At 73.3% G+C, this 12,873-nt stretch carries 10 protein-coding genes and 3 pseudogenes; 10 read left to right on the forward strand and 3 right to left on the reverse strand.

Annotated elements, in window-relative coordinates; translation table 11 throughout:
* The first annotated feature begins 86 nt into the window (after positions 1-86).
* From ssd to JNW91_RS10195, 7 genes and pseudogenes are all read left to right on the forward strand, one after another.
* Complete coding sequence (gene ssd / locus JNW91_RS10170; protein ID WP_203174631.1) at positions 87-1,193, forward strand: septum site-determining protein Ssd; 1,107 nt, start codon at positions 87-89, stop codon at positions 1,191-1,193.
* Positions 1,190-2,401, forward strand: a complete 1,212-nt coding sequence (locus JNW91_RS10175; RefSeq protein ID WP_203174632.1) for a TadA family conjugal transfer-associated ATPase — start codon at positions 1,190-1,192, stop codon at positions 2,399-2,401. The genes ssd and JNW91_RS10175 overlap by 4 nt, the downstream gene beginning before the upstream one ends.
* A gap of 341 nt (positions 2,402-2,742) precedes the next feature.
* Positions 2,743-3,633, forward strand: a pseudogene (locus tag JNW91_RS10180) (type II secretion system F family protein); the annotation flags it as partial.
* A gap of 188 nt (positions 3,634-3,821) precedes the next feature.
* A pseudogene (locus JNW91_RS10185) lies at positions 3,822-4,498 on the forward strand (type II secretion system F family protein).
* Positions 4,499-4,520: 22 nt separating this feature from the next.
* Positions 4,521-4,688, forward strand: a complete 168-nt coding sequence (locus tag JNW91_RS10190; protein ID WP_081883916.1) for a DUF4244 domain-containing protein — start codon at positions 4,521-4,523, stop codon at positions 4,686-4,688.
* Between the two features lie 128 nt (positions 4,689-4,816).
* Positions 4,817-5,145, forward strand: a pseudogene (locus JNW91_RS32115) (TadE family type IV pilus minor pilin).
* A 16-nt stretch (positions 5,146-5,161) separates the two neighbouring features.
* Positions 5,162-5,551 carry an Rv3654c family TadE-like protein gene (locus JNW91_RS10195; RefSeq protein WP_238424712.1) on the forward strand — a complete coding sequence of 130 codons (390 nt, stop codon included), beginning with the start codon at positions 5,162-5,164 and terminating at the stop codon, positions 5,549-5,551.
* 271 nt (positions 5,552-5,822) lie between these two features.
* Here JNW91_RS10195 and JNW91_RS10200 read toward each other — a convergent pair whose 3' ends face one another.
* The 3 genes from JNW91_RS10200 to JNW91_RS10210 all read right to left on the reverse strand — a co-directional run bounded on the left by JNW91_RS10200 (position 5,823) and on the right by JNW91_RS10210 (position 9,214).
* A complete protein-coding gene (locus JNW91_RS10200) occupies positions 5,823-6,401 on the reverse strand; it encodes an LURP-one-related/scramblase family protein (protein WP_203174633.1) in 579 nt (192 codons plus the stop codon).
* A gap of 123 nt (positions 6,402-6,524) precedes the next feature.
* Complete coding sequence (locus tag JNW91_RS10205; protein WP_203174634.1) at positions 6,525-6,731, reverse strand: hypothetical protein; 207 nt, start codon at positions 6,729-6,731, stop codon at positions 6,525-6,527.
* A gap of 101 nt (positions 6,732-6,832) precedes the next feature.
* Positions 6,833-9,214 (reverse strand): DEAD/DEAH box helicase, encoded by a 2,382-nt coding sequence (locus JNW91_RS10210; RefSeq protein ID WP_203174652.1) that lies wholly within the window; start codon positions 9,212-9,214, stop codon positions 6,833-6,835.
* A gap of 188 nt (positions 9,215-9,402) precedes the next feature.
* On the opposite strand from JNW91_RS10210, the gene JNW91_RS10215 reads away from it, so the two are divergent.
* From JNW91_RS10215 to JNW91_RS10225, 3 genes are all read left to right on the forward strand, one after another.
* On the forward strand, positions 9,403-9,759 hold the full coding sequence (locus tag JNW91_RS10215; RefSeq protein ID WP_203174635.1) for an STAS domain-containing protein: 357 nt from the start codon (positions 9,403-9,405) through the stop codon (positions 9,757-9,759).
* On the forward strand, positions 9,756-10,193 hold the full coding sequence (locus JNW91_RS10220) for an ATP-binding protein (RefSeq protein WP_203174636.1): 438 nt from the start codon (positions 9,756-9,758) through the stop codon (positions 10,191-10,193). Before JNW91_RS10215 ends, JNW91_RS10220 begins: the two co-directional genes overlap by 4 nt.
* 318 nt (positions 10,194-10,511) lie before the next feature.
* Positions 10,512-12,872 carry a sodium-translocating pyrophosphatase gene (locus JNW91_RS10225; protein WP_203174637.1) on the forward strand — a complete coding sequence of 787 codons (2,361 nt, stop codon included), beginning with the start codon at positions 10,512-10,514 and terminating at the stop codon, positions 12,870-12,872.
* Position 12,873: the final 1 nt, after the last annotated feature.

Genomic DNA, 12,873 nt, shown 5'->3' on the forward strand with positions numbered 1-12,873 from the left:
CCACAGGCGGGGCGGTCGGGGCGGTTCCCGGGGCGGATTCCGAGCAGGGTCGGCGGCACAACCGAGCCCGACCGCTGGAGGCCGCGATGCCACCCCGTACCTCCGTTCCACCGCCGATCCGCCGGCTTCCGCTGCTCGTCACCGGTGACGACGACCTGCTCGACGACCTGCTTAGGCTCGCCGCCGCGGGCGGCACCGAGGTGGAACTCGCCGCCGATCCGGCGGCTGCCCGTACCCGCTGGCTTCCCGCGCCGCTGGTCCTGCTCGGTGCCGATCAGGCACAGCCGTGTCTGCGGGCGCGGCTGCCACATCGGCCCCGGCTGGTGCTGGTCGGCCGGGCCGGTCAGCTCGACCCGGGCTGGCAGGTCGCCGAGCTGATCGGGGCCGAGCATGTCGCCACGCTGCCGACTGCGGAGCCGTGGCTGGTGGATCGGTTCGCCGAGCAGGACCCCGGCCGCTCGGACGGCTCCGGCGCCCGGATCGTCGCGCTGCTCGGTGGGCGCGGCGGTGCCGGCGCGAGTGTGCTCGCCGGTGGGCTGGCCGTGACCGCCGCGCGGGCGCGGCTGCGCACCCTGCTGGTCGACGCCGATCCGCTCGGCGGTGGCCTCGACCTCGTACTCGGTTGGGAGCAGCTGGAAGGGCTGCGCTGGCCGTCGCTCAGCGGTGCCGACGGACGGGTCGATGCCCCGGCGCTGGTCCGGGCACTGCCCAGCCGGGGTGACCTGGTGGTGCTCTCCTGGGATCGCGGTGACCTGCTGGCGTTGCCCGCGTCGGCGATGGCGGCGACCGTCGACGCCGCTCGACGGGGCCGGGACTTCGTGGTGATAGACCTGCCCCGGCAGTTGGACGACGCGGCCGTGGTCGCGTTGCAGGCAGCTGATCAGGCGTACGTCGTCGTACCGGCGGAGCTGCGCGCCACCGCGGCTGCCGCCCGGGTGGTGGCCGCCGCCGCACCGCACTGCGCCGCGCTCTCGGTGGTGGTGCGCGGGCCCGCCCCGGGCCGGTTACGCGCCACCGAGGTGGCGCGGGCGCTCGGGCTTCCCCTCGCCGGCGACGCTGCGCCCCGAGCCGGGGCTGTGCCGAGGGCTGGAACGGGGCGAGGCGCCGGCCGCCGCCGGGAAGGGCCGCTGGCGGCGCTCTGCCAGCGGATCGTCGCCGACCTCACCGGCGTACCCGCGACAGGTGCGGCATGACGGGCCGGCCGGAGGACGCGACCCTCGCCGCCCGGGTGCGGCAGCGCATCGCCGGTGCCACCACCCCGGTCACGTCCGCGGCGATCGTCTCCGCCGTACGCGCGGAACCCGCCGCCGCCGTGCTCGGCGACACCGCCGTGCTGCGCATCGCGGACCGGGTGCACGACGACCTCGTCGGCGCCGGGCCGCTGGCACCGCTGCTGGCCGACCCGGAGGTGACCGACGTACTGGTCAACGGCGTCCGGGTGTGGGTCGATCGGGGAGCGGGACTGCATCAGGTCCCGGTGCCGATGGGCACGGTGGAGGATGTCCGCCGGTTGGCGCAGCGGCTGATCGCCACCGCCGGACGGCGGCTCGACGACGGCTCCCCGTACGCGGACGCCCGGCTCGCCGACGGCACCCGGCTGCACGCCGTGCTGCCGCCGGTGGCGACCGAGGGGCCCTACCTGTCGCTGCGCACCTTCCGGCACCGGCCGTTCAGCCTCGACGAGTTGGTGCGTCAGGGGACGGTCCCGCGACCGGTGGCACCCGTGCTCGCCGCCGTCGTCGCCGCCCGGCTGGCGTACCTGGTCACCGGTGGCACCGGGTCAGGAAAGACGACCCTGCTCAACACGCTGCTCGGTCTGGTGCCGGCGACCGAACGGATCGTGCTGGTGGAGGATGCCGCCGAGCTGCGTCCGGGGCATCCGCACGTGGTGGGGCTCCAGGCGCGTACCGCCAATGTGGAGGGCTCGGGCGTGGTCAACCTCGCTGACCTGGTCCGACAGGCGCTGCGGATGCGCCCGGACCGGTTGGTGGTCGGTGAGTGCCGGGGCGGCGAGGTGGTCGACCTGCTGGCCGCGCTCAACACCGGCCATGACGGGGGCGCCGGCACGCTGCACGCCAACACGCCGTCCGACGTACCGGCGCGGCTGGAGGCGCTCGGCATGCTGGGCGGGCTGCCTCGCGCCGCGCTGCACGCCCAGGTGATCGCCGCGTTGCAGGTCCTCTTCCAGGTACGACGTGGCGACCGGGGACGGGTCCTCGAGTCGATCTGCCTGCTGCTTCCGGAGGGGCCGGATCGGCTGGTCACCGTGGTGCCCGCGTGGGTGCGTGGTCGTGGCCTGGGGCAGGCCGCGCGTGCGCTGGGGGCGCTGTTGCGCGAGCGTGGCGTGGCGGTGCCGCCGATCCTCGGTGAGCCGTGGCCCGGATCGGCGGGTCCGGCATGACGGGCGGATCGATGCTGGTGTCGGTGTTGCTCCTGGGTGCCGCGGTCCTGGTGGCGTGGCCCGTACGGACCATCCGGGCCCGCCGCCGTCGGGTGCTGGCCGCCGGCCGTGGCGCCGCCGGTGGTGATCCGGACGAGGCCCTGGTGCAGTGGGTCAGGGACCTGGGTCGCACACTCGACGGGCCCGCTGACCCGTCAACCTCGGGTCGCCCGGCCGCCGTTTCGCAGCGCCCGCCGTCGGCAGCGGATTCCGGTGGCGGCCAGGCGCTGGCCGCCCGGCCCAGCCGGGACATCGGCGCCCCGGGCTGGTTGGGGGCGGCGGGCGGATCGCTGGGTTCCACGCGTCCGGCAGGCCCGGCACGTCCGCCGACCCGCCGGGATCCGCGCCGCCCGGCCGGCACCACCGGACCCGGGGCGGTGACCCTGGTCGCAGAACCGGTTGCCGGCATCCCCGTCGCCGGGTCGACGTCCGCCGCCGATGGTCGCCGGGCCGTGGACGCGGACGGTCAGGGCCGCAGCGCGGGTGCCCGGGCAACGGATCCTCGCGCCGATGTGGATCGCCGCGACCAAGGGTTTGCCGGCCCCGATGACTGGCCGCATGGCAGGTCGAGGACGGGTGTCGCGGTGCGCGGTGCGCGGCCGGCGCGCGTACTGCTGCTGGTCGGCCTGGTGGGAGCCGGTGTCGGTGCCGTGATCGCCGGCCCGGTCGCCGGGGTCGCAATGGGTGGGTACGGCACGCTGGTCGTGCGGGGCCTGTTGCGCCAGCGAGCGAACCGGCGCGCCGAGCGGGTCCGGCGGCGTGGGTTGGACCACCTCTGCGGTCTCGCCGCTGATCTGCGGGCGGGCCTGCCCGTGCCGCCGGTCATCGAGATCGCCTCCACCAGCGGGTCGGATCGGCTCCGCCAGCTGACCTCGGCTGCGGTGCGGCTGGCGGACCGGACGGGCGCGCCGTTGGCGGAACTCGTCGAGCGGATCGAGGCGGACGCGCGGGCAACCGACCGAGGGCTGGCCGCCGCCGCGGCGCAGGCGGCCGGCGCGCGGGCCACCGCCTGGCTGTTGGCGGCCCTGCCGGTCGGCGGGATCGGGCTCGGGTACGGGATCGGCGTTGATCCCGTGGCGGTGCTCCTGCACAGCACGGTCGGCGGGGTGTGCGCTGTCCTCGCGATCGCCCTGCAGGTCGTCGGCCTGCTCTGGGCGGAGCGGCTGGGAGCGACGCAGGGGCGGGCCGCCTGATGTCCCCGGTGGTGCTCGTGGCCATCGGTCTGGTGGTCGCCGCCCTGTTCACCGCGCCGCTGCGGCTGCGCGTGCCGACGATCCGGCGCAGGCCGGAGACCCGGCGCAGCCCGGCGTCCGAGCGCGGTCCGGAAAGCCAGGACCGGCCCGCGATCCGGCGCGGATCGGCGAGCGAGCGTCGGCCGGCGATTCAGCGCGGTCCGGAGAGCGAGCGCCGGCCGGCGCTCGAGCGTGAACCGGAAAGCCAACGCGGACCAGCCCGCTTCCGTCGACCGGACGCGATCCGGCTCGCCGCAGGCCTGGGCGGGCTCGCCGTCGCCGTGGTCGTCGAAGGGTGGTTCGGGCTGCTCGGCGGGGTCCTGGCCGCGTTGCTGCTGGACGTGCTGCTGCGGCGGATCGAGGCGCCGGCCGTCCGCGAACGTCGGCTTCGGGAGGCCGCCGACCTGCCGCTCGCCGCCGACCTGTTGGCCGCGGCGATGCGGGCGGGCGCCCCGGTGGACCGTTCGGTGCTGGCCGTCGCGGAGGCGCTGGACGGGCCGCTCACAGGGCGGTTGGCCCGGGTCGGCCGCACCCGTGCTGGCTCGGCGGCGGCCGGCGGAGGCGGTGGGCCGCGCTGGACGGGGTGCCGGGTGCGGAGCGGTTAGCGGCGGCCGCCTTGCGCTCGGCCAACAGTGGTGCCGCCCTGGCCGGTGCGCTGACCCGACTCGCTGACGACCTGCGTGCCGACCGGGCCACCGCCGCCGAGGCGTCGGCCCGCCGGGCGGGCGTGCTCATCGTGCTGCCGCTGGGGCTCTGCTTCCTGCCGGCGTTCATTCTCGCCGGCCTGGTGCCGGTGATCGTCGCCGTTCTCGGCGACGTGCTCTGACCCATCGAGAAGGGAAACAGCCATGCGCAAACTCATCGCCCGCCTGCGCGGTGACGCCGGAATGAACACGGCCGAGTACGCCGTCGGCACGCTCGCCGCGGTCGCGTTCGCCGGGATCCTGTTGAAGGTGTTGACCTCCGGCAACGTCCAGTCGGCGCTGACCGCCGTCATCGACCGGGCGCTGAAGTGATCGGGCGCCGGCAGGCCGACCGTGATCGGAGGTCCGGCACTTCTGGGCGGGCGGCTCATGGTGGTGGGCGGAGCTTCCGCACTGCCGCACGGGTCGCCGGCGGGGACCGGGGGTCGTTCACCGCCGAACTGGCGGCCGGCCTGCCGGCGCTGCTCCTGCTCCTGCTGGCCGGCCTGACCGCGGTGAACGCCGTCAGCACCCAGGCGAGCTGCCTGCACGCGGCCCGGGAGGCGGCGCTCGCCGCTCCCGGGGCGCGGACGGCAGCGCGGAAGGTGGGCGCTCGGGACCGCCGGGGGCGGAGGTATCGGTCTCGGTCGACGGCGACCGGGTGCAGGCGACGGTACGCGCGCCCGTCCGGACGCTGGGCGGCCGGCTACCGCGGATCACCGTGTCCGCCACCGCTGTCGCGGCAGTGGAACCGGGCGTCGGCGGAGGAGTTGGTAGTGCGACGAACTGATGGATGGCCGGCTGGCTTGGGCCACCGGCCGAACGCCGAGCGACTCGATGATGGTCGGCTGGCGGCGGAGCGAGGGGGCGCGACTGTCCTGCTGCTGGCGATCGGGCTGGTTCTCGTGCTGTTCGGGACGTTCGGCGCCGCCATCGCCGCAGCCGGGATGGCAGGTCAGCGGGCGGCGGTGGCGGCCGATCTCAGCGCGCTGGCCGGGGCCGCCCGGGCGCTCGACGGCGAAGCGGTGGCCTGTACGTCCGCTGTCGACATCGCCGGCCGCAACGGTGGTCGTCTGGTCGGGTGTCGCCTCGACGGGCTGGACGTGTTGGTGACCGTCGAGGTGGCGTTCACGCCACTACCCGGACTGTCCCGGGTCGCGGCGTCGACGGCCCGCGCCGGCCCACTGCGTGGCTGAGCGGGCGGCCGATCCCGCCAGGTCACCATGCGCACCACCCCGTCGCGGCGAACTACCCGACTCGAAGGCCACCCGAAGGGCAGCTCCGCGCTTCCGAGCGCGCTCGGTCACCCGGCGTGATCTCGCGAACGCGGGCAAGAACTACCAGGCGATTCTGCGCTACTACTACAGCGACGTGGTCATTCCTGACCCCACGCGCCAACCGCGCCGCCCACCGCTGATCTGCGGCGGGCGGCGCGTTCGCGGCTGAACGAGGCGAACGCCGGGCGGGTCAGCGTGCCTGGAGCGCGTCGAGCGCGACGGCCATCGCGATGACGAGGCGGCGGTCGAACTGCGGGTTCTGCACCTCGACGACGTACTTGTCGCGCAGGCCCCACTTCTTCACCACCGTGAAGGCCGGCTGGCCGTTGGCGGTGAAGTCGAAGTGGTACGGCAGCCAGGACAGCGAGTCGACGAACCGACGCAGCAGCGCCACCGGCAGGCTGCGCTCCTGACCCGTCACCTGGGGCAGGCCGGTCTGCTCGACGTGCCAGGTGGATCGGAGCAGCGACTGGGCGAAGTCCTTGCGGAACAGGCCGATCGGGTTGCCGGCCGCGTCGGTGACGTCGTACGTGGCGCCGATGTCGAGGCGCTGCCGGGCCTTGAAGCCGAGCAGAGGCTGCTGCTTGGAGTCGTCCGTGTAGATCGTGACCTGCTCCTTGAAGGCGAGCCGCTTCTGCTGCGCGAACGCCAACAGTTCACCCTCGGTGCCGTCCGGGGAGACCGCCCGGACCTCGTACTGGTTGACCATCATCCGCAGCCGCTGGCGGACGTGGAACTGGTGCTGGCTCTGCAAGTTGTCGAGCTGCATCTGATCTCCTCAAGGGGGATGGTGCGCCGGAGTCTCGCACAGCCCGACAACTATCGCGGGCCCGCGCCCCGGGCGCTCCCATCCCCGATCACCCCGGCCTGTCCCGGTCGATCCTCGCAGAGGTCAGCGGCCCTCTGCGGTCGCGACGCGTAGTGCCCAGCTGTTGAGGACCTGGTGGATGCCGCGCAGCCGTTCGTTGATCTGTTCCAGTCGTTCGGCCTGGGCCAGTGCGGCCAACGCGGATCCGAGCGCGATCTGCTGGTCGAGGGTGAGTTTTTCCTGGTCGATGGTGTAGAGCAGGTCGACGGTCTCGGCGATGGTGTCGGCCACGGCTCCTCCTCGGGGCGCGGGGTGAACGGCAGGACAGGCATCGATGGAAGCGCTCCCACACCATTGTGCCCCGTGCCGCCCCGAATCATGCAAGGAGTCGATCAGGCGGGCAGGTTCGCGAGCACCACGTCGAGTACCCGGATGGCGTCCGGCTTGGAGAGCGGATTGTTGCCGTTGCCGCACTTGGGTGACTGCACACACGACGGGCAGCCGGTCTCGCAGCCGCACTCCGCTATCGCGTCCCGGGTGGCCCGCAGCCACGCCGACGCCGTCCCGTACGCCCGCTCCGCGAAGCCCGCGCCGCCCGGATGCCCGTCGTAGACGAAGACGGTCGGCGCCTCCGTGTCCGGGTGCACGGCCGTGGAGAGCCCGCCGATGTCCCACCGGTCGCAGGTGGCCATCAGCGGCAGCAGGCCGATCGCGGCGTGTTCGGCGGCGTGCAGCGCGCCCGGCACGTCGGCCGGCTGGACCCCGGCTAGAGCCAACGACTGCGGCGACAGGGTGAACCACACCGCCACCGTGCGCAGCTCGCGGGTGGGCAGGTCGAGCGGCCGGGTGTCGATCACCTCACCGGTGGCGATCCGCCGTCGCTGGTACGACACCACCTGGCTGGTCACGTCCACCTCGCCGAGGAACATGCCGACCGGACCGGCATCCACGTAGGAGCGCACCGACACCACGGACAGGTCCGTCACGTCCCGCGCGTGCGTGGACCAGTCCGGCTCCTCGACGTGCACCAGCGCGCAGCCGTCGGCGAGGTCCAGGTCGTCCACCACGTACGAGACGCCCTGGTGCAGGTAGACGGCCCCGGGGTGGAGCAGGAAGTGCGACGAGCCGCCGTCGACCGTGCCGAGCAGCCGGCCGGTGGCCGACTCCACCACGCAGACCGGTGCGCCGCCCTCGCCGCGCAGGTCCACCTCGGGGCGTTCCCGGTGCCGCCAGTACCAGCCGGTGGGCCGCTGCCGCAGCGCCCCGGCCGCCACCAACTCGTCGATCGCCTCCTTCGCCCCGTCACCGAAGAGCGCCAGGTCGGCCGGGGTGAGGGGAGCCTCGACCGCGGCGCAGGCCAGCTGTGGGGCCAGCACGTACGGGTTGGCCGGGTCGAGCACCGTCGCCTCGACCGGTGCCCCGAAAATGGCCTCCGGGTGGTGCACCAGGTAGGTGTCGAGCGGGTCGTCCCGGGCCACCAGCACGGCGAGGGCCTCCTGCCCGGAGCGCCCGGCACGGCCCGCCTGCTGCCAGAGCGACGCCCGGGTGCCCGGATAGCCGCAGATCAGCACCGCGTCGAGGCCGATCAGGTCGACGCCCAGCTCCAGCGCGTTGGTGGAGGCCAGGCCGAGCAGATCGCCGTGCAGCAGTGCCCGCTCCAGCTCCCGCCGCTCCTCGCGCAGGTAGCCGCCCCGGTAGGCGGCGACCCGGTCGCCGAGCCCCGGCACCGCGTCGTCCAGTGCCCGTCGCGCGCTGGCCGCCACCACCTCGGCGCCCTTGCGGGACCGGACGAACGCGAGTGTGCGTACCCCCTCGGCGACCGTGTCGGCGAGCAGGTCCGCGGTCTCGCGCAGCGCCGACCGGCGGACCTGGACGAGGTCGGTCATGGCGTCGTGGTCGCCCGCCGCCTGCGGGGGCACCGAGGACGAGGCCGCGGAGTCGGGTGGCAGCAGCGGTGGCTCCCAGAGCGCGAAGGTGACCCCGCCGCGCGGTGAGGCGTCCTCGGTGACGGCCGTCACCGGCAGGCCGGTCAGTCGTCCCGCCGCGGTCGCGGGGTCGCCGGAGGTCGCCGAGGCGAGCACGAACACCGGGGTGGCCCCGAACCGGGCGCACTGCCGCCGCAGCCGGCGCAGCACGTGCGCCACGTGCGAGCCGAAGACGCCCCGGTAGGTGTGGCACTCGTCGATCACCACGTACGCGAGCCGGCGCAGGAATCCGGACCACTGGGCGTGCCCGGGCAGGATGCCGTGGTGCAGCATGTCCGGGTTGGTCAGCACGAACCGGGAGTGCCGGCGGATCCACTCCCGCTCGGTGCGCGGAGTGTCCCCGTCGTAGCAGGCCGGGCGTACCCCCTCCAGCTCCAGTCCGGCGACGGCCCGCAGCTGGTCGGCGGCGAGCGCCTTGGTCGGCGCCAGGTAGAGCACGGTGGCCCGGGGGTCGGCGAGCAGGGTCGCCAGCGCCGGGAGCTGGTACGCCATCGATTTGCCGGACGCGGTGCCGGTGGCGACCACCACGTGACCGCCGTCGTACGCCAGGTTGGCCGCCTCGGCCTGGTGCCGCCAGGGCGCGCCCACGCCACGACGGGCGAACGCTTCGCGCAGCTCCGGCGGCGCCCACGGCGGCCACGGCGCGGGCGCCCCGACGCGGGCCGGTACCCGTTCGACGTGGGTGACCGGGTCGCCGGCGTCCCGGGCGCGCAGCCGACGCAGCAGGTCGGTCGGCGTTGGCCCAGGGCCGGGACCTGCGGATACGGTGGCGCTGGCCGACGGCTTCAGGTCGTGCCGCGGCGACAGACGCGCGGAGCTGAAGTCGTCGGAGGTCACGCCCTGCACTCTCGCACTGGTGTTCGGAGATGAAAAGTCGGGCCGGGGGGTAAAGGGAAGCCTCCGCCGGCGACCGCAGGGTGTCCCGGCGGTAGTGGTTAGATGCCCAGAAGAGTTTACGGCTCTGGCGAGGAGGACCGATGGAGCTGTCACTGGCGACCCGCACTGTGGGTGAGCACACGGTGCTTGAGGTCGGCGGTGAGGTGGACGTCTACACCGCGCCCCGGCTCCGCGAACGGCTCCTCGAACTGATCGACGGTGGCGCCCGGCACGTGGTGGTCGACCTCGGTCGGGTGGACTTCCTCGACTCCACCGGGCTGGGCGTGCTGGTCGGTGCGCTCAAGCGGCTGCGTACGGCCGGCGGCTCGTTCGCCCTGGTCTGCGACAAGGAGCCGCTGCTCAAGATCTTCCGGATCACCGCGTTGGACCAGGTGTTCCCGCTGCATCCCACGGTCGATGCCGCGGTGGGCGCGGAGCCGACCGGTGCCAACGCGTGATGGCGACAGTCCGGCTCTCCTTCTCCCCGGCACCGGTGCACGTGCGCACCGCCCGGCTGGTCGGCGTCGCCGTCGCCCGGCGCGCCGGGGTCCGTGAGGACCTGCTGGACGAGGTGCGGCTGGCCATCGGTGAGGCGTGCACCCGGGCGGTCGCCCTGCACCGCCAGTACGGCCTGCCCGATCCGGTGCTGGTGGAAATGTCCGACGCCGGCTCGTACGCGGTGCGCGTGGTTGACCGGGCGCCGATCGAGGCCGGCATCGGGCTGACCGCGTTGCCGCCGGACGAGCTGGCCAACGAGTCGCTCACCGACGAGGCGCTGACCACCGGCGTCGGCTTCGCGTTGCTCGCCGGCTTCGTCGAGGACCTGCAGGTGCGTCCCGTCGACGAAGGTGTCGGCACCGAGGTGCGGATGGTGTGGCCGGTCGGCCGCTGACCCCGCAACCGCTGCACGAAGGCCGCATCCCCGTCGGGATGCGGTCTTCTTGTCATGGACCGATTCCTATATCAGATTTCGTTTCATAACACAGCGACGAAGATCATCGAGACACGGTGCCACCTGCGTGTGACCTCCAACACTGCGGAGGGCTACAGTACCCGGGTTGTCAGCAAGTGATCCATCCCGCAGCCAGCGGGTATGGGTGGTCATCGCTGGTCCGCTGGGGTGGGTTGGCGCGCTTGCGATTCCGCATCCAGGCGCTGGTCGGTGCGTCTCCACCCACCGGCGCGAGTGTTCGGTAACAGGAGGACACAGATGTCCGAGACCTTGGCCGCCGACGGTGGCGGGCTTTCCCTTACCGGAAGCAATGTCACGTACGTCGTCATCGCCGCGGTGATCGCGCTGGTGGCGCTCGTCTTCGCCGCCGCCCTCACAAAGGCGGTGCTGGCAGCCGGCAAGGGCACCACCAACATGCAGGAGATCTCGGGGGCGGTCCAGGAGGGCGCCTCCGCCTACCTGCTCCGCCAATTCCGCACCCTGGCGATCTTCGTCGTGATCGCCGTGGTGCTGCTCTTCCTGCTGCCGGTGCACGACACCGACGGCAGCGAGACGGCCGTGAAGATCGGCCGTTCGCTCTTCTTCGTGGTGGGCGCGCTGTTCAGCGCGTTCATCGGCGGAGCCGGCATGTGGTTGGCCACCCGCGCCAACCTGCGCGTCGCCGCCGCCGCCCGCGAACGGGAAGGTGGCCGCGAGGCCGCCATGAAGATCGCCTTCCGGACCGGCGGCGTGGTCGGCTTCCTCACGGTCGGCCTCGGTCTCTTCGGCGCGGCGCTGGTCGTCCTGGTCTACCGGGGCGACGCACCGACCGTGCTGGAGGGCTTCGGCTTCGGCGCCGCGCTGCTCGCGATGTTCATGCGGGTCGGCGGCGGCATCTTCACCAAGGCCGCCGACGTCGGCGCCGACCTGGTCGGCAAGGTCGAGCAGGGCATCCCCGAGGACGACCCGCGCAACGCCGCCACCATCGCCGACAACGTGGGCGACAACGTCGGTGACTGCGCCGGCATGGCCGCCGACCTGTTCGAGTCGTACGCGGTGACACTGGTCGCCGCGCTGATCCTCGGCCGGGCCGCGTTCGGCGAGGACGGTCTGGTCTTCCCGCTGATCATCTCCACCATCGGTGTGCTGATCGCGATCGTGGGTGTCTTCATCACCCGACTGCGGTCGTCCGACCGCAGCGGTCTCACCGCGATCAACCGGGCCTTCTACATCTCGGCGGTCCTCTCCGCGGTGCTGGTGGCGGTCGCCGCGTACGCCTACCTGCCGGCGACGTTCGCCGAGCTGGAGGGTGGCCTCACCGACGTGGACCGCAACCCGCGGCTGGTGGCCATCGGCGCGGTGGTGATCGGCATCGTGCTGGCCGCCGCGATCCAGGCGCTGACCGGCTACTTCACCGAGACCAACCGTCGTCCGGTGCAGGACATCGGCAAGAGCTCGCAGACCGGCGCGGCCACCGTCATCCTGGCCGGTATCAGCATCGGTCTGGAGTCGGCGGTCTACTCCGCGCTGCTCATCGGCGCGGGCGTCTTCGGCGCGTTCCTGCTGGGCGGCAGCTCCATCACGCTGTCGCTGTTCGCGGTGGCGCTGGCCGGTACCGGCCTGCTCACCACTGTCGGCGTCATCGTGGCCATGGACACCTTCGGGCCGATCTCCGACAACGCGCAGGGCATCGCCGAGATGTCCGGCGACATCGACGAGCACGGCGCCCGGACGCTCACCGAGCTGGACGCGGTCGGTAACACCACCAAGGCGATCACCAAGGGCATCGCGATCGCCACGGCGGTCCTCGCCGCCACCGCGCTGTTCGGCTCGTACACCGACACGCTGGGCACCGCGTACGCGGACGCTGGCGTGGGCGATGTCGGGAACGAGATCCTCAACTCGTTGAACGTCGCCAACCCGCGCAACCTGGTCGGCCTGATCATCGGCGCGGCGGTGGTCTTCCTCTTCTCCGGGCTGGCCATCAACGCGGTGTCCCGCTCGGCCGGCGCCGTGGTGATGGAGGTCCGCCGGCAGTTCCGTGAACTGCCCGGCATCATGGACCGCACCCAGCGCCCGGAGTACGGCAAGGTCGTGGACATCTGCACCCGGGACGCGCAGCGCGAGCTGATGACCCCCGGTCTGCTCGCCATCCTGGCGCCGATCGCGGTCGGCTTCGGTCTCGGGCCCGGCGCGCTCGCCGCGTACCTGGCCGGTGCGATCGGGGCCGGCACCCTGATGGCGGTCTTCCTGGCCAACTCCGGTGGCGCGTGGGACAACGCCAAGAAGCTGGTCGAGGACGGCGCGTACGGCGGCAAGGGCTCCGAGGCGCACGCCGCGACGGTCATCGGCGACACCGTCGGCGACCCGTTCAAGGACACCGCCGGCCCGGCGATCAACCCGCTGATCAAGGTGATGAACCTGGTCTCGCTGCTGATCGCGCCCGCCGTGGTGGCGTACAGCGTCGGCGACGACCGCAACGTCGGCCTGCGGGTCGGCATCGCGCTGGTCGCAACGCTGATCATCGTGGCGTCGGTGGTGTTCAGCAAGCGCAAGGGCATCGCGATGTCCGACTCCGACGCCGGCGGCAACACCGGCGCGGGCAGCACCGACCACCGGCCGGAGACGGTCAGCGCCTGAC

It is taken from the genome of Micromonospora parastrephiae (assembly GCF_016802865.1).
GTDB lineage: Bacteria > Actinomycetota > Actinomycetes > Mycobacteriales > Micromonosporaceae > Micromonospora > Micromonospora parastrephiae.

What these genes read in the sequence shown, in the direction of transcription:
- JNW91_RS10190 (WP_081883916.1), top strand. Translation starts at nt 4,521, where the DNA reads ATGCGCAAACTCATCGCCCGCCTGCGCGGTGACGCCGGAATGAACACG.
- JNW91_RS10200 (WP_203174633.1), bottom strand. Translation starts at nt 6,401, where the DNA reads ATGCAGCTCGACAACTTGCAGAGCCAGCACCAGTTCCACGTCCGCCAG.
- ssd (WP_203174631.1), top strand. Translation starts at nt 87, where the DNA reads ATGCCACCCCGTACCTCCGTTCCACCGCCGATCCGCCGGCTTCCGCTG.
- JNW91_RS10215 (WP_203174635.1), top strand. Translation starts at nt 9,403, where the DNA reads ATGGAGCTGTCACTGGCGACCCGCACTGTGGGTGAGCACACGGTGCTT.
- JNW91_RS10225 (WP_203174637.1), top strand. Translation starts at nt 10,512, where the DNA reads ATGTCCGAGACCTTGGCCGCCGACGGTGGCGGGCTTTCCCTTACCGGA.
- JNW91_RS10175 (WP_203174632.1), top strand. Translation starts at nt 1,190, where the DNA reads ATGACGGGCCGGCCGGAGGACGCGACCCTCGCCGCCCGGGTGCGGCAG.